Here is a 16,478-nt window from a genome sequence, read left to right on the forward strand (position 1 = left end):
CACTGATTCTAGTGACGGGATTACAGCATGCTAACAATCAGCAATCGAACTAAAGCAAGTGGGCGTCACTTCCATTTTAACGATGTTAAGCAGCAATGCTGTAGCGTCAGGAATGAGGCGGAGCGTAGTGAGCACCGAACACTCCTGACACTACAGTGGAATCCAATCAGGGTGTCACTTTTAGGCTAATTTGCTGATGTATTCGTATCCAAAATATACGTTCACGCCTCCAGAATTCGCGTTTCCTCCTGACTGGAATTGGTGTTCACGCTGAACCAGAATATGCAATCTCAGTAGCATTCAATATCAGACAGATATGATGGGATTTTAGTCAATCAAATCCTTTATTATTAATAAGTTATGAAATTATTAGATGTTCTGTATTGCCATATGCATTCACGATGATATATCGTAAACCAAATTGAATGTTAAATGGTTTACATCAGGATATAAAATGAACAGTGATATGGCTTTTGATCGCGCCCACATATGGCACCCATACACCTCTATGACACATCCACAGCCATGTTATGAAGTTGAGTCGGCAAGTGGTGTCGAGTTGCGCCTTAAGGATGGACGAATTTTAGTTGATGGCATGTCGTCGTGGTGGGCAGCAGTACATGGATATAATCATCCGCTCCTTAATGAGGCGATTCAAAGTCAGTTAAAGAAAATGGCTCATGTGATGTTCGGCGGAATAACGCATGCACCGGCAATTTCGTTATGCCGTGAGTTGCTAGATTTGGTTCCATCGCCGCTGGAATGTGTTTTCCTTTCAGACTCCGGTTCTGTATCGGTCGAAGTGGCTTTAAAAATGGCGTTACAGTACTGGAGAGGTAAGGGGACAGAGCGTAAGAGGTTTCTCACTCTTGCACGGGGTTACCACGGCGACACTTTCGGTGCAATGTCTGTTTGTGACCCTGTTAATTCCATGCACTCTCTGTATCAGGGGTATTTGCCCCTCAATCACTTTGCCAAAGCGCCAGAGAGTCGGTTTGGGGAGGCATGGAATGAGAATGATGTTGAATCGTTAGAGAAAGCGTTCAAAGAACATGGCCATGAAACTGCAGCAGTTATTCTTGAACCAATTGTACAGGGCGCGGGAGGGATGAGGATTTATCATCCGGAATACCTGAGAAAAGTCAGGTCTCTCTGCGATGAATACAATGTTCTAATGATTGCCGATGAAGTGGCAACAGGATTTGGCCGGACAGGGAAGATGTTTGCATGTGAACATGCAGGAATAACCCCGGACATCATGTGCTTGGGCAAGGCGCTTACAGGCGGATATATGACCTTGGCAGCAACAGTATCTACCAGAAAAGTTGCCGAGGGTATTAGTAATGGAAGTGCTAAATGCTTCATGCACGGCCCAACTTTCATGGCAAACCCATTAGCGTGTAGTGTTGCGCATGCCAGCCTGAAAATCCTTAAACAAGGTGAATGGAAGGAACAGGTGAAAAATATCGAGAAGATTTTATTCGAAAAACTATCACCTTTAAAGTTTCTTCCGTCTGTTAAGGATGTCAGAGTTCTTGGTGCTATAGGTGTCGTGGAAATGCATGAGCCAGTAGACTTACCAACAGTACAGGAAATGTTTGTTAACGATGGAGTCTGGATTAGACCATTTGGCAAGTTAATTTATGTTATGCCGCCTTACATAATAAAAGAAGAGGAACTTTTAAAAGTTACACACGCAATAAATATCGTGGTTTCAGCGCTTTGAATTAAAAATCTAACATCCTTTAACTATTTTCAGAATGGTGTATTTATAATGGAAAAGAAATGGTATCCAGAAGAGATAAAAGAGCTATTCGATAAGCCGCTTCTGGAACTAATATTTGACGCACAAGTTACTCACCGGAAACATTTCGACCCCAGCGAAATCCAGATGAGCACTTTACTTTCAGTTAAGACCGGCGGCTGTCCAGAGGATTGTAAATATTGTTCTCAAAGTGCAAGGTATAAAACTGGCCTGCAGAGTGAAAAGCTTATGGAAGTAGAAAAGGTGCTGGAGACGGCTAGGAAAGCCAAAGAGTCAGGTTCAACACGGTTTTGCATGGGGGCCGCATGGAGTAACCCCCATGATCGTGATATGCCATTTTTGATCAAGATGGTAGAAGGAGTCAAAGCGCTTGGTATGGAAACCTGCATGACATTAGGTAAGTTAACAAAAGAGCAAGTATCAAGCTTAGCCGATGCAGGCCTCGATTATTACAGCCATAATCTGGACACATCACCTGAGTTTTATGGGAGTATTATTACAACCAGAAGCTTTCAGGACAGACTGGACACCATTGCCAGAGTAAGGGAGACAGGGATAAAAGTCTGCTCTGGCGGTATATTGGGTTTAGGTGAAAAGCCCAATGACAGAATGAGTTTACTCTTACAACTCGCTAACCTGTCCCCATCACCTGAAAGTGTACCGATTAACATGCTGGTTAAAGTCAAAGGAACACCCTTGGAGAACAATGACCCGATTGATCCGTTCGAGTATGTAAGAATAATTGCCATCTCAAGAATATTAATGCCTAGATCATATATCAGAATTGCTGCTGGTAGAGAAAAAATGAGTGAGCAAACGCAAGCAATGTGCTTTATGGCTGGCGCAAACTCAATATTTTATGGATGTAAGCTTCTTACCGCCTCAAATCCAGAGCATGATGTTGATTCCGAGCTTTTTAAAAAACTTGGCTTAAGGACTCAGAAATTGGATGAATGCGTTGATGATGAAAATGACATTAGGGACATAGTACGTCGGATCGATGACACTTTGGATTCTGAGTTGTTTTATAATGCAGCAAGTTAGGAAAAGGAAACTGGTTCCTCTTCTGTTTTGAACAAAGGTTGGCTAGATTTCTTATTTCGAAAAAAATTAGGTTAATAAAATTTCGGATAATGATGCTCTAAGAGACCCTGCACATAGATTTGTGTAATTGCCTGATATTGATATGTTCAATCCAACATCAAAAAAAGTTTCTGGAAATATAGGGGCCAATCCACTTTACATTTATAGCATTACAGTAAGTTTTATTGCTTACGCAGCAATAATCTACATATAGCAACAATCCGCCATTTTTGGTGGAGTGTTAGGACGTGGTGTAAATTCGGAAGGTTGGTGAGAACCATCGGCATATCCGGTAAGGTAATGGTTAATCAGACAATTATCTTAAAAGGAGTCAAATGTATTAGCTCAGACCTGATCTGACAGTTACCGGTTATTTATACAGGTATCTGTCAGATTACATCTGGCTTAGATTTTTCTCAGCCCAGATGCGCTTTCCATCGAGTAACGTTTCCATAGGCGTTCGCCCACAACACACATTTTTCCCTGATGGGTTAGCTCATTATTATAGTTAGCAAGCCATTCATCAAGATCCGATTGTGACGCATCAAGATCACCATATAATTTTTGCGGAACACCACCTGATAAAACTCGTTCAGTATCGTTTTATGGAACCGCTCGCAGATGCCGTTAGTCTGTAGTGACATCGCCTTAGTTTTCGTGTGTTCGATGTCATTTTTCGCCAGATAAAGCTGATAATCATGATGTTCCACTTTGCCACAATACTCTGTGCCTCTGTCGGTCAGTATTCTCAGCATCAGCAGGCCCTGAGACACATAAAATGGCAGTACACGATCATTCAGTAAATCAGCTGCTGTAATCGGCGTTTTGGTGACGTAGAGCTTGCAGTGAGCAACCTTCGAGTAGGTATCAACGAATGTCTGCTGATAAATACACCCAACGCCTTTCAGGTTGCCCACATAGAACGTGTCCTGTGAACCCAGATAGCCGGGATGAGCGGTTTCAATTTCGCCACAAGCCTCATCATCACTGGCTTTACGCTCCAGTGCGACTATCTGAGCTTCGGTCAGTTCTATACCTTCACGGACCACTTTTTCTTCCAGCGCTTTCAGGCGTTTTTTTAAAGTTCTCAAGGTCATGACGCAGCCAGACGGAACGGACACCACTACCGGAGATAAAACCCCCCTTTTTACGCAACTAGTTACTGGTCCGGTGCTGCCCGTGAGCCGGGAATGCAATGGCATAATCAACAACAGCTTGTTCAGTGGCATCGTCGGTACGATTCTTAAGATTTGGTGCGCGACGACTCCGGTTTATCAGCGCATCCACGCCGCCTTTATCGGCCAGCTCGCGATAACGATAAAACATATCACGCGAAACACCCATGATTTTACGAGCTTTTGATACGTTGCTGAGTTCTTCAGCCAGATTGAGTAAACCAGCTTTGTGTTTGATGACGGGATTGGTAGTATGAATCATGAGAGTTACCTCGTGTTTTGTATAAGGATTCGACACTCATATCAAAACCGGTAACTCTCAACCTTTCGAGGCCATGTGTCAGATCAAGTCGCGACCAATACAAGTCAACCGATGGCCGACAACAGCATCCTTTTGGGTGAAATAATTCATAGTTTACTCCAAAAGGAAAACCCATGAAAAAGATTATCACATTCACCTTTATGGCTATAGCCACTTTATATTGGTTAGTTAAACACCCGGCAACTGTACCAGAAAAAGAACTTCCTGCTAACGCTCCTTTCATTATGAATTCTCATCGACCAGGCATGTGCAAGGTCAGCACCATTACAACCTCTGCAGGTATCAATAAAAATTTACCCAACGTAGTGTGCAAAGTACAAACATTCTCGGTTAATTAAGTTCATCGACCTCCAGGAACTGCTTATAGAAAATTAAATCATGACTCTAAGCAGTCCTACCATAAATAAAAAAATCGCGATGTTTTATAAGTCAACTCCAGATAAGCCAATCTTGATAATATTTTAAACCTTATTACTTTCGTTCAATAAAGTCCTCTACCGTTCCAACGGTGATACTTTGATGAATATCTATTTGACAGTCTATTATTTCTTCAATTTTGATATCCAACCTGTCGTCTTTATGTGGTTTCGACTTGGGATTGTGACCTCCGGATAAATTTTCATTATAAGATAACCACAACGGCGACAATACCTCCCTGTATTAGACGTCAACTAGTTTTGCCGACTGGCGCCAACTACTCTGGCCGCATCCATTTAGCGAGGTTTTAAGCCACGCTGGTTACTGCCTTCGCTGTCTTCTTCCGGTAACTTTCTCCTTTTAGCTCAAACATATATCCGTGATGGATCAGCCTGTCCGCTGCTCCCACCGCCATCGTTTCATCCACGAAGATGCTGCCCCACGTGCTGAACGGATGATTGCTGGTGATGACCAGACTGCCGCGCTCATAACGATGGGCGATCAGCTCGAACAGCACACCCGTTTCCGCGTTGTCGCGTTTGACATACCCGAGGTCGTCTATCACTATCACCCGGTAGCGATCCAGTTTCAGCAGAAGCTCGTTCAGTTTCAGTTGTGTCCGCGCTTTTCGCAGCTCCTGCAGCAGCTCTCCGGCACTGTAGAACCGGGCCCGGTAGCCCAGTCCTACAACGCCATCCACGATCGCTGCCGCCAGATGGCTTTTCCCCAGGCCGCTGGCACCGAACAACAGGACGTTTTCTCCGGCATCAACCCAGTCTGTCGTTTCGCAGAGCTGCCGGAACTGAGCGTTATTCAGTTCCGGCACCTGGCTGAAGTCATACTCACCCAGCGTTTTCGCCACCGGCAACCGGGCTTCCTTTTTATAGCGGCGCAGTTTTTCGCTCTCGCGCCACAGGAGTTCTTCATTGCACAGCGTCAGCAGATAGCGTGACGGGGTCCAGCCCTCTGCCAGAGCGCGTTTCTCCAGCGCATGCCATTCAGCGCTGACGCGGGTCAGACGCAGTTTGCGCAGACTACGCTCAAGGTGGTGGATATTGCTCACTGCAGACCTCCTTTGCCGCGTAACAGCTGTTCATAACTGCTCAGGTTGTGCTGAACCACACTGACTGCCGGCAGCTCCTTTTCCTTTATCCCCAGGAACCGCATCAGGCGGTGCAGATCCAGCTCACCCGGGGTATTCAGCATCTGCTCCATCCCCCGTGCCACGATCGAGATATCGTCATAGCCCGCCGCCAGTTTCAGGGCGTGTACCATCAGGCGACCGGCCATCTCAGGCTCCAGATGATTGCACAGGCGACGCCACAGTTTTCGCCATTCATCGTCCGGCAGGATGTCATTTCTCAGCGTGGCATGGCAGAACGCACCGGGCTTTTTCGCCAGACTGTCGATCACATGCCGGAAGTCGATGCGCCTGGCCCGGGTTTTCCCTTTTTCTGGCCTGACGCGGGCGCAGCTCATCACTTCACTGCTACCCACGTAACAGCTCAGGCGATCATCCCACAAGCGGATGCGTAACAGCTGACCGACAAGTCTGGAAGGGACGCTGTAGACGACGTGCCTGACGTTGATGGTACTGCTGCTACTGACCCTCACCGTCAGTTCGTCGTAGTCGGCGCTGCGACGCAGCGGCAGTGGTTTCAGATGGGGGCGCTCTTCTTTCACCAGATCCTGGTTGTTGCGGTTGTGCCGCATGACCTGCTGAGTGATGAAGGCCTGGTATTCTTCCACAGTGCTGAAGTCGTTACTGCCCCTCAGCATCAGCGCCTGGCGGATCCGTCTTTTCAGATGCCCGTGGGCGCTTTCAACTGAACCATTTTCGTGGCCACGACCGGCATTATTGTGCACGCCCTGCATACCGTAGTGCTGGCAGAGGGCAGCATAGCGCTCAGTCAGCTCGCGGCGCCCGTCTTCGCCCTGGTGTTTCCATGCTGCCCGCAGGCTGTCCGTTTTATGCTCTGTTGGTACGCCACCCAGTTGCCCGAGGGCTTCCTGCAGGCCTTCAGCCAGGGCAGAGAAGCTCTCACCACCCAGTACAACCCGCATCCAGCTCCAGTGGCTCCACTCCAGGCGGAAGTGGTACAGCTTATGCGTCAATAACTTGCCACCGATGGTGACAACTACACCTTTCAGCTCGGTAAAGTCCGACAGGCCGCGCAGGCCAGGCTGATGAAGTTGCCGGAACATCACTTCCTGCTCGGCACCATACTGCAGCTTCCACTCGCGCACCCGCCGCTGCATCGTCCTGCGAAGACTGCTGGGGTACTGACCGGGATATTTATCCTGCAGCATTTCCAGCAGGGTCGTGGGCATCAGAGCAGGTCTTTCCTTCAACAGGGGAACAAGCTCGCTGTCCCAGACGGCCTCAAGCGGATCTTTACGTGTCCGCCAGTGACGATTACCGGTTTTAGACCACTGATCTTTTTCGATCCTGCGACCTGAGCGAACAGAGATACCGGCCTTCATAGCCGAGTTATGCTGGGTTACACCTTTTTTACGCTGAGTCATGTAATAACTGACCTGATGAGTATTGAGCGTCACGCCATTTCCTGTGGGATCATGAACATGGTGCTCAGATTACAAAATCGGCCAGAATAATCAGCGCTAACCGGACTGAGTTATTGTCGTCTCATACTCCCTGACTTGAGAGAGTATGGTACTTGATTTAGCCCCATAATATGCCACGAAGCCACTCCAATCCCCTGCGTATTAAACGTGAACTAGTTTTGCCTGCGTGTTGCCTCACCAGTTAATGTTACTTTCCTGCTTCAGTTAAAATGCTACTATCAGAACGAGTTCCGTAGACCAGTTCTCTGACAACGTTGCCCCGCCATTCCTGCAACCTGCGTTGCAGTGTTCTGCGATGGCCTTCGGTGAATTTCCCCGGATCTATGTCTTCGAGCCTGAGAAGTAGTTCGGTGCGGCTTCATCTTTCAGCCAACATTCTATTTCGTTCCAGACGTCTGTAAAGGGATCAGCCCTGGTTCGCCAGTGGCGAGGTTTGGATGGTGCTGGATGATATAAAGGATTTACAGCCCCTTTCTGCCAGATTACGGAGAGCCCTTGCAAAAACACGGTTAAATCGCTGTTTTTGTCTCCGACAGGATCCCCGACAGCTATTCGCGCCAACTGGTGCTGATAAAGTTGAATGGTTTCCAGCAGCTTCAAAGGGGCTGGCGCGTGGGTGATATCGTCAAAATGGCCTCGGAGCTCAGCACGCAGGGTATGTAGTTCTATCAGGCGGTTATAGGGCGTTTTGGGAGCGTCATGCCTGCGAACCGTTTTCCCGCCAATACGTTGCGTCTCCAGAAGCTTGAACGATGGCTGAAAGAAATTAATAAACAATCGATTAGCCATGTACATCTGGTTCATCGCTATTACTGATTGCTAACCGTCGAGACGACCATATCCCGCCAGCTTTCTGACCACTGAGTCGTTTTTTTGCTCTATCCAGGCCTGATCGTTTTTTCGGTATGGCCAGGAATGGGTTAGTGCGATACATCTGGCAGAACAGTATTCAAAATAAGGCTTCGTTGATAAATTCGGCTCCGTTATCAACATCAAGGCCGAGAAGCGGGGATTGGCAGACTCTTTTGAACCTTATCAACAGCCCCGGATGATCAATTCTGCGTTACGGGCTGGCAGCGCCACACATTCTGTCCCCCCGCTGGCGATATCGCTCAGCGACAACATCCACAAAAAGGTACCAGAGAGATGCCGGACACAGTGTGCCACGAGATCCATCGCCATAAACCCCGGTGAATGGCGCTCATGTTCAGTGAACATCCTGACCGGGATACTTTTGCTGACGCGGTTAACCACCCGGTTACGCTTTTTGCCCGCAGTGGTATGTGCTTCTTTCAGCAGGCGATCAATGGAGGACGCACTGATTTGCATAAGCTGATCGCGCAGTCTCGGATTCAGACTGATATGCCCGTGTTTCTCGATATCTGGAATAAGCTGGGGCAGTAACGCTCTGAGACGTTAGCCACACAAGCGGTTAAAAGCTTCTCAGAGGACACTCAGAAGCTGTTAAACGGCTGCGCCATAAACCGAACGAGCCGGGGCTGAGCGACGCTGTTGGCTACCTTAGGTTACAGCACCGTTCAGCAACAGTATTGCTGATTTACGATGGTAGCCACTGATTAGTATGAACTCTCGAGGCTCCGGATTTTCTCGGTTTTGCTGGCTCCCACATTCACAATTCGGTCTAACGAAGATGAAATTCCACCTGTAACGCTGAAAATGATTCACTATCTATGTACCCAGTAACACACTCCAAAATTGCTCATTGAATGACGTAAAATCATTCTGGGTACGTAGGATGGTACATGACCGTCACAACCTCCAATATTACTGAGTAGAGCATAATCCATCAGAACCCATACCTACACCATGATTAGGAATAGTCTTGATTTATTTTTTACCAGCTTAATCAAATATTTACACCAATCGTTATTATCGATAATATATTGCTAATTGATCGTTTTTATTGATCGTTTTTTTAAATACATCATTATCAGTCTGTTACACTCACGGAGTAGACTCATGCAGACTGAATTTATCGCAGAACCAATAGTGAGCATTGACGAGAAGTTATTGGGCGTTGAGCTTCTCACTCGTTTCAATTCCAGTGAAGGGCGCTCACATCATCCGGAGTATGTGATTTCATCCTGGGATTTGGATAAGAAGCGGCTATTTCTGTACGAACAATGCGTTATCATTGCCAGCAAACAAAAGTGGTTAGAACGGAATAATCTGTTTTGTACACTAAACATTGATCAACAAATGGCTTTTCTCGTACGACACGATCACACATTGATAAAAGCGTTTGAAGCTATGCCATTCATCAAACTTGAGCTTTCTGAGCATTTCCCTGGCTTAGACAAAGGATTGAAAAGCCCCTTGTTAAAGTCACTGAGCCAGGGTGTAAATGGGCTATGGCTCGATGACCTTGGCGCAGGAAACGCGAATATAGTTAGTTTGATGGAAGGATACTTTGAGGTTGTAAAGGTAGATCGCTGCTTCTTTAATGAGCAGGTGCAGAAACCAACCTTCAACCAGTTAATTGCATCAATTAAAAAGCACTGCGACAAAATTATTATTGAAGGGATTGAGGACAGAGAACGTATGGGAATACTGCGTGAGGTAGGCGTTTGGGGATTACAGGGGTATCTTTTTAAATCTGTCCCTTTTAAAAACGTGGATTTATTGCTGTAGTGTTGAAAACATCAAAAAGGGGCTTACGCCCCTTTGATGTATCACCCGCCTGAACTACTTTGACAGCTGTTTACAGCCAACATTAACGACTGTGTGAAGCCTGGCTTGTGAGGCTCTCGCTGTAAAATCGACATAATCCGCAAGTGTTACCAACGGCGCAAAACTGGGTCTTCCGCAACTTGGGTGGAGATTTTCATGCCAGAGGACTCATCACCTGTCGCCTCAGTAACTCGAACCCTGCCCGGCCAAACATTTGCCGGACAGCAACTTTCCGCAGGCTCCAGTCGGTAGTTCTCGCGCGGAAGATGTTCCGGTAACGGGCGGCGGTGACGGGACTGGCGAAGCTGGCGCGGAATCTGTGGGTCGTTATCCCGGCCGTTGTAACGATCGCTTTGCTGCTCCTGCTGTTTCAGCAGGGCTTCGGCTTCTTCAGCCTGCCGGCGCAGCTTTTCTGAGCGGGTACCGAACAGCATTCGGCGCAGTTTTTCTATCTGAGCCCGCAGATGCTCTATTTCCCGCTCTTCGTTCTCTATTTTCTCTTCTGCGCGGGCCAGCGCCGAACGCAGGAACGACTCAGTCTCAGCAACGAGACTGGGCTGGCTGTCTTTCTGGCGAAGCGCGTCTTCCAGCGCAGCGATACAGGCGAGATAGTCCTGACTCATGACCCCATTTACAATGCGGTCAAGGGCTTTTTACAACATCGTCAGTAAGTTAAGGCGTGCAGTTTTAGGCTGGCGCCAGTCCAGCTTATCGAGGAGCATGGCCAGTTGTGAGCGGGTGATGGCGATTTTTCCGTCGCGTACAGTAGGCCAGATACACTGGCCTACTTCAAGCCGTTTGGTAAACAGGCACAGTCCGTCAGCATCCGCCCAGAGGATTTTTACGGTATCACCCTTGCGGCCCCGGAAGATAAACAGATGGCCGGAGAACGGATTGTCATCAAGAACATGCTGGACCAGTTCGCCCAGACCATTGAAGGACTTACACATATCGGTGACCCCGGCAACCAGCCAGATACGGGTGCCTGACGGTAAGGGTATCATCGGCTCCTCCCGCTCAGCTCACGGATCAGCGTTTTCAGGAGTGCAGGTGATAAGTCCCCGGACAGACGCAGGCTGGCACCGCCGACAGTTACCTCACATGTCATGGCCTCGCGGCAGGCTGGAGCGGCGGATTTATAGTGCGGCTCAGTATGGTGTGACAGGACCATATCAGGCAGGACAACGGGGATAACAGAGTCTTGCTTTCTGATTGACCGTTGTATTTCATCGGGCAGAAGGTGTCTGTAACGCTGGCGCCAGGTAAACAGCAGATTGTCATTAATTCCATTATCCCGCGCCAGCCGGGCAACACAGGCTCCAGGGAGATATGACTTTTCGACGAGATCCAGCTTAAAGTCCATTGAGTAGGACGCCCGCGCTCTGCGGGGCTGAAGAGTATTTGACATTGATAGAGTCCATTAACGTTAATAAGAGGACTCTATCATCGTCAATCGTTAGTAATCGCAACAGGCGGCAGTGGCTTGACGCTTACGGAATATCTGCGGCGACGAACCAGTAATGGGTTAAGTGATAAAAAGTGTATGGAAACATAGGGGCCAATCCACAGGCATAGTCACTCTCCTACAAAAAAGTAAGCGGCAACTAGACACAAGGGGAAAGACCGTTCATCTTCGCCAGAATACGCAGGAGGTAAGGGGTAGAACCTTGAGAAAGTCGATAGCCTGCTCGGATAACTGAACGTAGCGCTCTACTCAAGTCTTGGTTTCTCGCAGATGACTGGTGCTTTTCTCAAGTGCTACGCCCGCGTACAGTCGATCTAACGTAACACATTTATCTGTTGTGCTTAAAATAGCAACTGAACCTCACCCAGCCTTCGGGATGAAAAAGCGTCTGTAAGGTCAGAATCTGTTTTAGAACGGGCACATAGCACTCAGCTATGGCATGTTAAATAAGTACGCCAGTAAGTACGCGGAGAGAGAAAACAGTAGAATTATATGCAGATAAAAAACTGTAACCAATTGATTTATATGGTGCCGATAATAGGAGTCGAACCTACGACCTTCGCATTACGAATGCGCTGCTCTACCAACTGAGCTATATCGGCCCTGCAAGAGGTGTTCACGAGCGTGAATTACGGGGTAAAAGGTTAAAACTAACCGGGCGATGCGTCAATAGTCAGATTAATCAACCGCCTATTTTTGCATCGCCCGTTTTCAATTACGCACGAATGGTATCTTCGCCGAAGCCGATCCACTTGTAGGTGGTCAGTGCTTCAAGGCCCATTGGGCCGCGCGCGTGGAGTTTCTGGGTGCTCACCGCCACTTCTGCACCCAGGCCGAACTGGCCACCATCGGTGAAACGGGTGGAGGCGTTGACGTACACCGCGGAGGAGTCCACTTCGTTGATAAAACGGTTGGCGTTGCTCAGGGTGCGGGTCAGGATCGCATCGGAGTGCTGGGTGCCGTGTTGGCGGATGTGTGTAATGGCGCTGTCAATATCCGGCACCAGCACCACGTTGAGATGCAGCGACAGGTACTCGTTATCAAGCTCTTCCGGCTTCAGCGGCACCAGCGTTGCCGGGCCTTTCAGCTCGCGCATCACCGTCTCATCGCCGTGCAGCGTAATGCCGCTTTCGGCCATCTGCTGGCTCAGCGCTGGCAGGAAGCGATCGGCGATGGATTGATTCACCAGCAGCGTTTCCACGCTATTACAGGCGCTCGGGCGCTGGGCTTTCGCATTGACGATAATCTTCAGCGCCGCTTCAATCTCTGCGCTGTCATCAATATAAATATGACAAACGCCGATACCACCGGTAATAACCGGAATCGTCGACTGCTCACGGCACAGCTTGTGCAGACCCGCACCGCCGCGAGGGATCAGCATATCGATATACTTATCCATACGCAGCATCTCGCTCACCAGCGCGCGATCCGGATTGTCGATGGCCTGAACGGCTGCTTCTGGCAGACCGCACTCTTTCAGCGCGCGTTGGATAACGCCAACGGTGGCGGCGTTGGTGCGATACGTCTCTTTACCGCCGCGCAGAATCGCGGCGTTGCCGGTTTTCAGGCACAGCGCCGCCACGTCAACGGTGACGTTCGGGCGGGCTTCATAAATCACGCCAATCACGCCGAGCGGTACGCGGCGGCGTTCGATGCGTAAGCCGCTGTCGAGCAGCCCGCCGTCAATCACCTGCCCTACCGGGTCGGCCAGCACGCAGACCTGGCGGACGTCGTTGGCAATCGCCGTCAGACGAGCAGGCGTCAGCGCCAGGCGATCGAGCATGGCTTCGCTCAGGCCGTTTTCGCGCGCCTGGGCTAAATCTTCGGCGTTAGCCACAAGAATCTCTTCACTTTGAGATTCCAGATGATCGGCAATAGTTTCCAGAACCCGGTTTTTCTCACGGCAGGATAACTGCGCCAGCGTATAGGAGGCCTGCCTGGCGGCAATGCCCATTTGTTCCAGCATGTCGAACTCCTTAGCGGGTAATCATGTCGTCGCGATGCACGGCAACCGGGCCATACTCGTAGCCGAGAATGTCGTCAATTTCCTGCGAGTGGTGCCCGGCGATAAGGCGCAGCGCATCGCTGTTGTAACGGCTTACGCCGTGAGCGATGTCGCGGCCTGCAAGGCTACGAATACGGATCACTTCACCACGAGAGAAGTTGCCTGTCACGTTTTTAATACCTTTTGGAAGTAATGAACTTCCACGCTCCAGAATGGCGGAGGTCGCGCCTTCATCCACAATCAGTTCACCGGCTGGCGGTGCGCCAAAGATCCAGCGTTTGCGGTTCTCAAGCGGTGTATCCTGGGCGTGGAAACGCGTGCCGACGGAGATATTCGCCATCACGTCGCCAATCACGCCCGGCAGGCTGCCAGCGGCAATAATGGTGTCGATACCCGCGCGGCAGGCGACATCTGCGGCCTGCAGCTTGGTGCCCATGCCGCCCGTGCCCAGGCCGGAGACGCTGTCGCCGGCAATGGCGCGCAGCGCGTCATCCACACCGTAAACATCTTTAATCAGCTCAGCGTCAGGATTGCTGCGCGGATCGGCGGTGAACAGCCCCTGCTGATCGGTCAGCAACAGCAGTTTATCCGCGCCCGCCAGAATCGCCGCCAGCGCGGAGAGATTATCGTTGTCGCCCACTTTAATTTCCGCCGTCGCGACGGCGTCGTTCTCGTTAATTACCGGAACAATGTTGTTGTCCAGCAGCGCGCGCAGGGTATCGCGCGCGTTAAGGAAACGTTCGCGGTCTTCCATATCGGCGCGAGTCAGCAGCATCTGACCAACGTGAATGCCATAAATGGAGAAGAGCTGTTCCCACAGCTGAATTAAGCGGCTCTGGCCAACGGCAGCAAGCAGCTGTTTAGAAGCGATAGTCGCGGGCAGTTCAGGGTAACCCAGATGCTCACGCCCGGCGGCAATCGCTCCTGACGTTACAATGACAATTCGATGTCCAGCTGCATGGAGCTGGGCGCACTGGCGAACCAGTTCAACAATATGCGCGCGATTCAGGCGGCGCGATCCGCCTGTTAAAACACTGGTGCCCAGTTTGACCACCAGCGTCTGACTATCACTCATGATTCTCTGCCGTTAAAAAGAAGAAGTATCGATCCAAACAAACGTTGTAACAGGAGTCAGCCCGCTTGCCAACAGGCAGCGCAGAAAGCCGGGGTTTTGTTGCGCGGGATCAGACAGCCTGGAGGCAAATGTTGACAATTTTATGACAGAAAAAATTAATCATACTTTTTTATATTCAATAGAACTTTGTCATAAATTTTTAACACGAGCGGGATAAAAACGTTCCTGTTTTTTCACAGTGGTCTTTCACAGCACTCTTTTAAGTATAAAAAAACCGGGATTGAGAAATGCAAAAAACAGCTCTGGCATTAACAATGATGGGTATTATTGCGTCGTCTTCAGCTATGGCCGCAGAAGTTTATAACAAAGATGGTAATAAACTGGACGTCTACGGCAAAGTCAAAGCCATGCACTATATGAGCGATGACTCCAGCGCTGATGGCGATAAAACCTACGTGCGTTTTGGTTTTAAAGGCGAAACAAAAATTAACGATCAGTTGACCGGTTATGGCCGCTGGGAATCTGAATTTGCCGGTAATAACGACGAAGGCGGTAGCGCTTCTTCGCAGAAAACACGTCTGGCTTTTGCCGGTCTGAAATTAAAAGACTTTGGTTCTTTTGATTACGGTCGTAACCTCGGCGCGCTGTACGATGTTGAAGCGTGGACCGATATGTTCCCGGAATTCGGTGGTGACTCTACCGCCAAAACCGATAACTTTATGACCAAGCGCTCAAGCGGCCTGGCCACCTACCGTAACACCGATTTCTTTGGTGTGGTCGACGGTCTGGATTTAACCCTGCAATATCAGGGTAAAAATGACCGTAGCACCTATGCCACCGCCAACGGCGACGGTTTCGGCACTTCTCTGTCTTATGATTTCGGCGGCAGCGACTTCGCGATCAGCGCGGCGTACACCAACTCTGACCGCACCGACATACAGCAGGCAAAATCGCTGGCGAAAGGCGGTAAGAATGCTGAATCCTGGGGCACCGGCGTAAAATATGACGCCAATAATATTTACCTCGCGATGATTTATACCGAAACCCGTAATATGACCCCAATTAAAGGTCTGGTTTCCGCCGACCAGGGCTTTGCGAACAAAGCGCAAAACTTTGAAGCGGTGGCGCAATATCAGTTTGATTTCGGTCTGCGTCCGTCACTCGGCTACGTGCAGATGAAAGGCAAAGATCTGGATAACGGGATTGGCGATCAGGATCTGATGAAATATGTTGATGTCGGCGCGACCTACTATTTCAACAAAAATATGTCGGCATTTGTCGATTATAAAATCAACCTGATCGATGAAGATGCGGTGACCAAACGTCTGGCTATTATGACCGACGACGTGGTTGCTGTCGGGATGACCTACCAGTTCTAAGATAATACGAAAAAGGCCTCCAGATGGAGGCCTTTTTTATGACCGAATATCAAGGCCCGAAAATATCGGGCCTTTATTATTAAGCCGTGCGCTTCACCGCTTCATTCGCAAAACCGTCGGCAGGTTCCAGCGCTAAATCCAGGCTCTTCAGCAGTTCGCTCGCCCGCTCGTGGAAACCACGCAGCGTTTGCTGCAGACGTTCTACGACCTCCGGGTCTTTGATCGCGACAGCCTGCCACGTTCCCTCTTTGTCGAACAGGCCGAACTGGTAGCTGTAGGTGAAACGATGCTCTTCAGCTTCCATTTCCATCCACCAGCCCCAGAACTCACGCTTCTCTGGCGCGGGTTTTACGTTAACGCAAACGGCCAGGCAGTCGAAAAAAAAGCGGTTGTCCTGGCACTGTTCTTCGCGGATATAGGGGCCAAGCGCAGTGAATTTCTTGATCAATCTACTCTTCGGGTGTCCACTCGGTAACGTCATTGCGATCTCCTTTAGTGATGCAACTGTTTTACCA

Annotated in this window: 13 protein-coding genes, 1 tRNA gene and 2 pseudogenes; 5 read left to right on the plus strand and 11 right to left on the minus strand. The window is 49.3% G+C overall.

Annotation, left to right across the window (positions count from 1 at the left end; genetic code table 11):
• Window positions 1-454: 454 nt before the first annotated feature.
• Complete coding sequence (bioA, locus tag K7B04_RS00125; protein WP_223803254.1) at window positions 455-1,726, plus strand: adenosylmethionine--8-amino-7-oxononanoate transaminase; 1,272 nt, start codon at window positions 455-457, stop codon at window positions 1,724-1,726.
• A gap of 48 nt (window positions 1,727-1,774) precedes the next feature.
• Window positions 1,775-2,809, plus strand: a complete 1,035-nt coding sequence (gene bioB / locus K7B04_RS00130) for a biotin synthase BioB (RefSeq protein ID WP_196551410.1) — start codon at window positions 1,775-1,777, stop codon at window positions 2,807-2,809.
• A 433-nt stretch (window positions 2,810-3,242) separates the two neighbouring features.
• Here the strand turns inward: bioB and K7B04_RS00135 are convergent.
• A pseudogene (locus K7B04_RS00135) lies at window positions 3,243-4,285 on the minus strand (IS481 family transposase).
• A gap of 173 nt (window positions 4,286-4,458) precedes the next feature.
• Between K7B04_RS00135 and K7B04_RS00140 the strand changes: the two are divergent.
• Window positions 4,459-4,683 carry a hypothetical protein gene (locus K7B04_RS00140; protein ID WP_223803255.1) on the plus strand — a complete coding sequence of 75 codons (225 nt, stop codon included), beginning with the start codon at window positions 4,459-4,461 and terminating at the stop codon, window positions 4,681-4,683.
• A gap of 386 nt (window positions 4,684-5,069) precedes the next feature.
• Here K7B04_RS00140 and istB read toward each other — a convergent pair whose 3' ends face one another.
• From istB to K7B04_RS00160, 4 genes are all read right to left on the minus strand, one after another.
• On the minus strand, window positions 5,070-5,825 hold the full coding sequence (gene istB, locus K7B04_RS00145) for an IS21-like element ISEc10 family helper ATPase IstB (protein ID WP_223803256.1): 756 nt from the start codon (window positions 5,823-5,825) through the stop codon (window positions 5,070-5,072).
• Window positions 5,822-7,321 carry an IS21 family transposase gene (gene istA, locus K7B04_RS00150; RefSeq protein WP_223803257.1) on the minus strand — a complete coding sequence of 500 codons (1,500 nt, stop codon included), beginning with the start codon at window positions 7,319-7,321 and terminating at the stop codon, window positions 5,822-5,824. Before istA ends, istB begins: the two co-directional genes overlap by 4 nt.
• 348 nt (window positions 7,322-7,669) lie before the next feature.
• Window positions 7,670-8,152, minus strand: coding sequence for a hypothetical protein (locus tag K7B04_RS00155; RefSeq protein WP_223803258.1), 483 nt, complete (start codon window positions 8,150-8,152; stop codon window positions 7,670-7,672).
• A 231-nt stretch (window positions 8,153-8,383) separates the two neighbouring features.
• Window positions 8,384-8,677 (minus strand): hypothetical protein, encoded by a 294-nt coding sequence (locus K7B04_RS00160; RefSeq protein ID WP_223803259.1) that lies wholly within the window; start codon window positions 8,675-8,677, stop codon window positions 8,384-8,386.
• Window positions 8,678-9,328: 651 nt separating this feature from the next.
• Between K7B04_RS00160 and K7B04_RS00165 the strand changes: the two genes are divergently transcribed.
• A complete protein-coding gene (locus K7B04_RS00165) occupies window positions 9,329-10,000 on the plus strand; it encodes an EAL domain-containing protein (protein ID WP_223803260.1) in 672 nt (223 codons plus the stop codon).
• Between the two features lie 257 nt (window positions 10,001-10,257).
• Here the strand turns inward: K7B04_RS00165 and K7B04_RS00170 are convergent.
• The 5 genes and pseudogenes from K7B04_RS00170 to proB all read right to left on the minus strand — a co-directional run.
• A pseudogene (locus tag K7B04_RS00170) lies at window positions 10,258-10,662 on the minus strand (transposase); the annotation flags it as partial.
• A gap of 30 nt (window positions 10,663-10,692) precedes the next feature.
• On the minus strand, window positions 10,693-11,043 hold the full coding sequence (tnpB, locus tag K7B04_RS00175; protein WP_223803261.1) for an IS66 family insertion sequence element accessory protein TnpB: 351 nt from the start codon (window positions 11,041-11,043) through the stop codon (window positions 10,693-10,695).
• Window positions 11,044-12,030: 987 nt separating this feature from the next.
• Window positions 12,031-12,106, minus strand: a tRNA-Thr gene (locus tag K7B04_RS00185).
• 113 nt (window positions 12,107-12,219) lie between these two features.
• Window positions 12,220-13,470 (minus strand): glutamate-5-semialdehyde dehydrogenase, encoded by a 1,251-nt coding sequence (gene proA, locus K7B04_RS00190; protein WP_223803263.1) that lies wholly within the window; start codon window positions 13,468-13,470, stop codon window positions 12,220-12,222.
• Window positions 13,471-13,480: 10 nt separating this feature from the next.
• On the minus strand, window positions 13,481-14,584 hold the full coding sequence (gene proB, locus K7B04_RS00195) for a glutamate 5-kinase (RefSeq protein ID WP_163449475.1): 1,104 nt from the start codon (window positions 14,582-14,584) through the stop codon (window positions 13,481-13,483).
• 287 nt (window positions 14,585-14,871) lie between these two features.
• Between proB and phoE the strand changes: the two genes are divergently transcribed.
• Window positions 14,872-15,963: a phosphoporin PhoE gene (gene phoE / locus K7B04_RS00200; protein WP_223803264.1), complete on the plus strand. Its 1,092-nt coding sequence runs from the start codon at window positions 14,872-14,874 to the stop codon at window positions 15,961-15,963.
• A 79-nt stretch (window positions 15,964-16,042) separates the two neighbouring features.
• Here the strand turns inward: phoE and crl are convergent, their stop codons facing one another.
• Entirely contained in the window at window positions 16,043-16,444 is a 402-nt protein-coding gene (crl, locus tag K7B04_RS00205) for a sigma factor-binding protein Crl (RefSeq protein ID WP_065357890.1), read from the minus strand.
• Window positions 16,445-16,478 lie beyond the last annotated feature (34 nt).

Origin of the sequence: Kluyvera sp. CRP, assembly GCF_019930565.1 — a bacterium.
GTDB lineage: Bacteria > Pseudomonadota > Gammaproteobacteria > Enterobacterales > Enterobacteriaceae > Kluyvera > Kluyvera georgiana_A.

Excerpts from the sequence above, each read along its gene's own strand:
- bioA (WP_223803254.1), top strand. The coding sequence starts at position 455 with ATGAACAGTGATATGGCTTTTGATCGCGCCCACATATGGCACCCATAC.
- bioB (WP_196551410.1), top strand. The coding sequence starts at position 1,775 with ATGGAAAAGAAATGGTATCCAGAAGAGATAAAAGAGCTATTCGATAAG.
- K7B04_RS00155 (WP_223803258.1), bottom strand. The coding sequence starts at position 8,152 with ATGAACCAGATGTACATGGCTAATCGATTGTTTATTAATTTCTTTCAG.
- K7B04_RS00140 (WP_223803255.1), top strand. The coding sequence starts at position 4,459 with ATGAAAAAGATTATCACATTCACCTTTATGGCTATAGCCACTTTATAT.
- tnpB (WP_223803261.1), bottom strand. The coding sequence starts at position 11,043 with ATGATACCCTTACCGTCAGGCACCCGTATCTGGCTGGTTGCCGGGGTC.
- proA (WP_223803263.1), bottom strand. The coding sequence starts at position 13,470 with ATGCTGGAACAAATGGGCATTGCCGCCAGGCAGGCCTCCTATACGCTG.
- K7B04_RS00160 (WP_223803259.1), bottom strand. The coding sequence starts at position 8,677 with ATGCAAATCAGTGCGTCCTCCATTGATCGCCTGCTGAAAGAAGCACAT.
- proB (WP_163449475.1), bottom strand. The coding sequence starts at position 14,584 with ATGAGTGATAGTCAGACGCTGGTGGTCAAACTGGGCACCAGTGTTTTA.
- crl (WP_065357890.1), bottom strand. The coding sequence starts at position 16,444 with ATGACGTTACCGAGTGGACACCCGAAGAGTAGATTGATCAAGAAATTC.
- K7B04_RS00165 (WP_223803260.1), top strand. The coding sequence starts at position 9,329 with ATGCAGACTGAATTTATCGCAGAACCAATAGTGAGCATTGACGAGAAG.
- phoE (WP_223803264.1), top strand. The coding sequence starts at position 14,872 with ATGCAAAAAACAGCTCTGGCATTAACAATGATGGGTATTATTGCGTCG.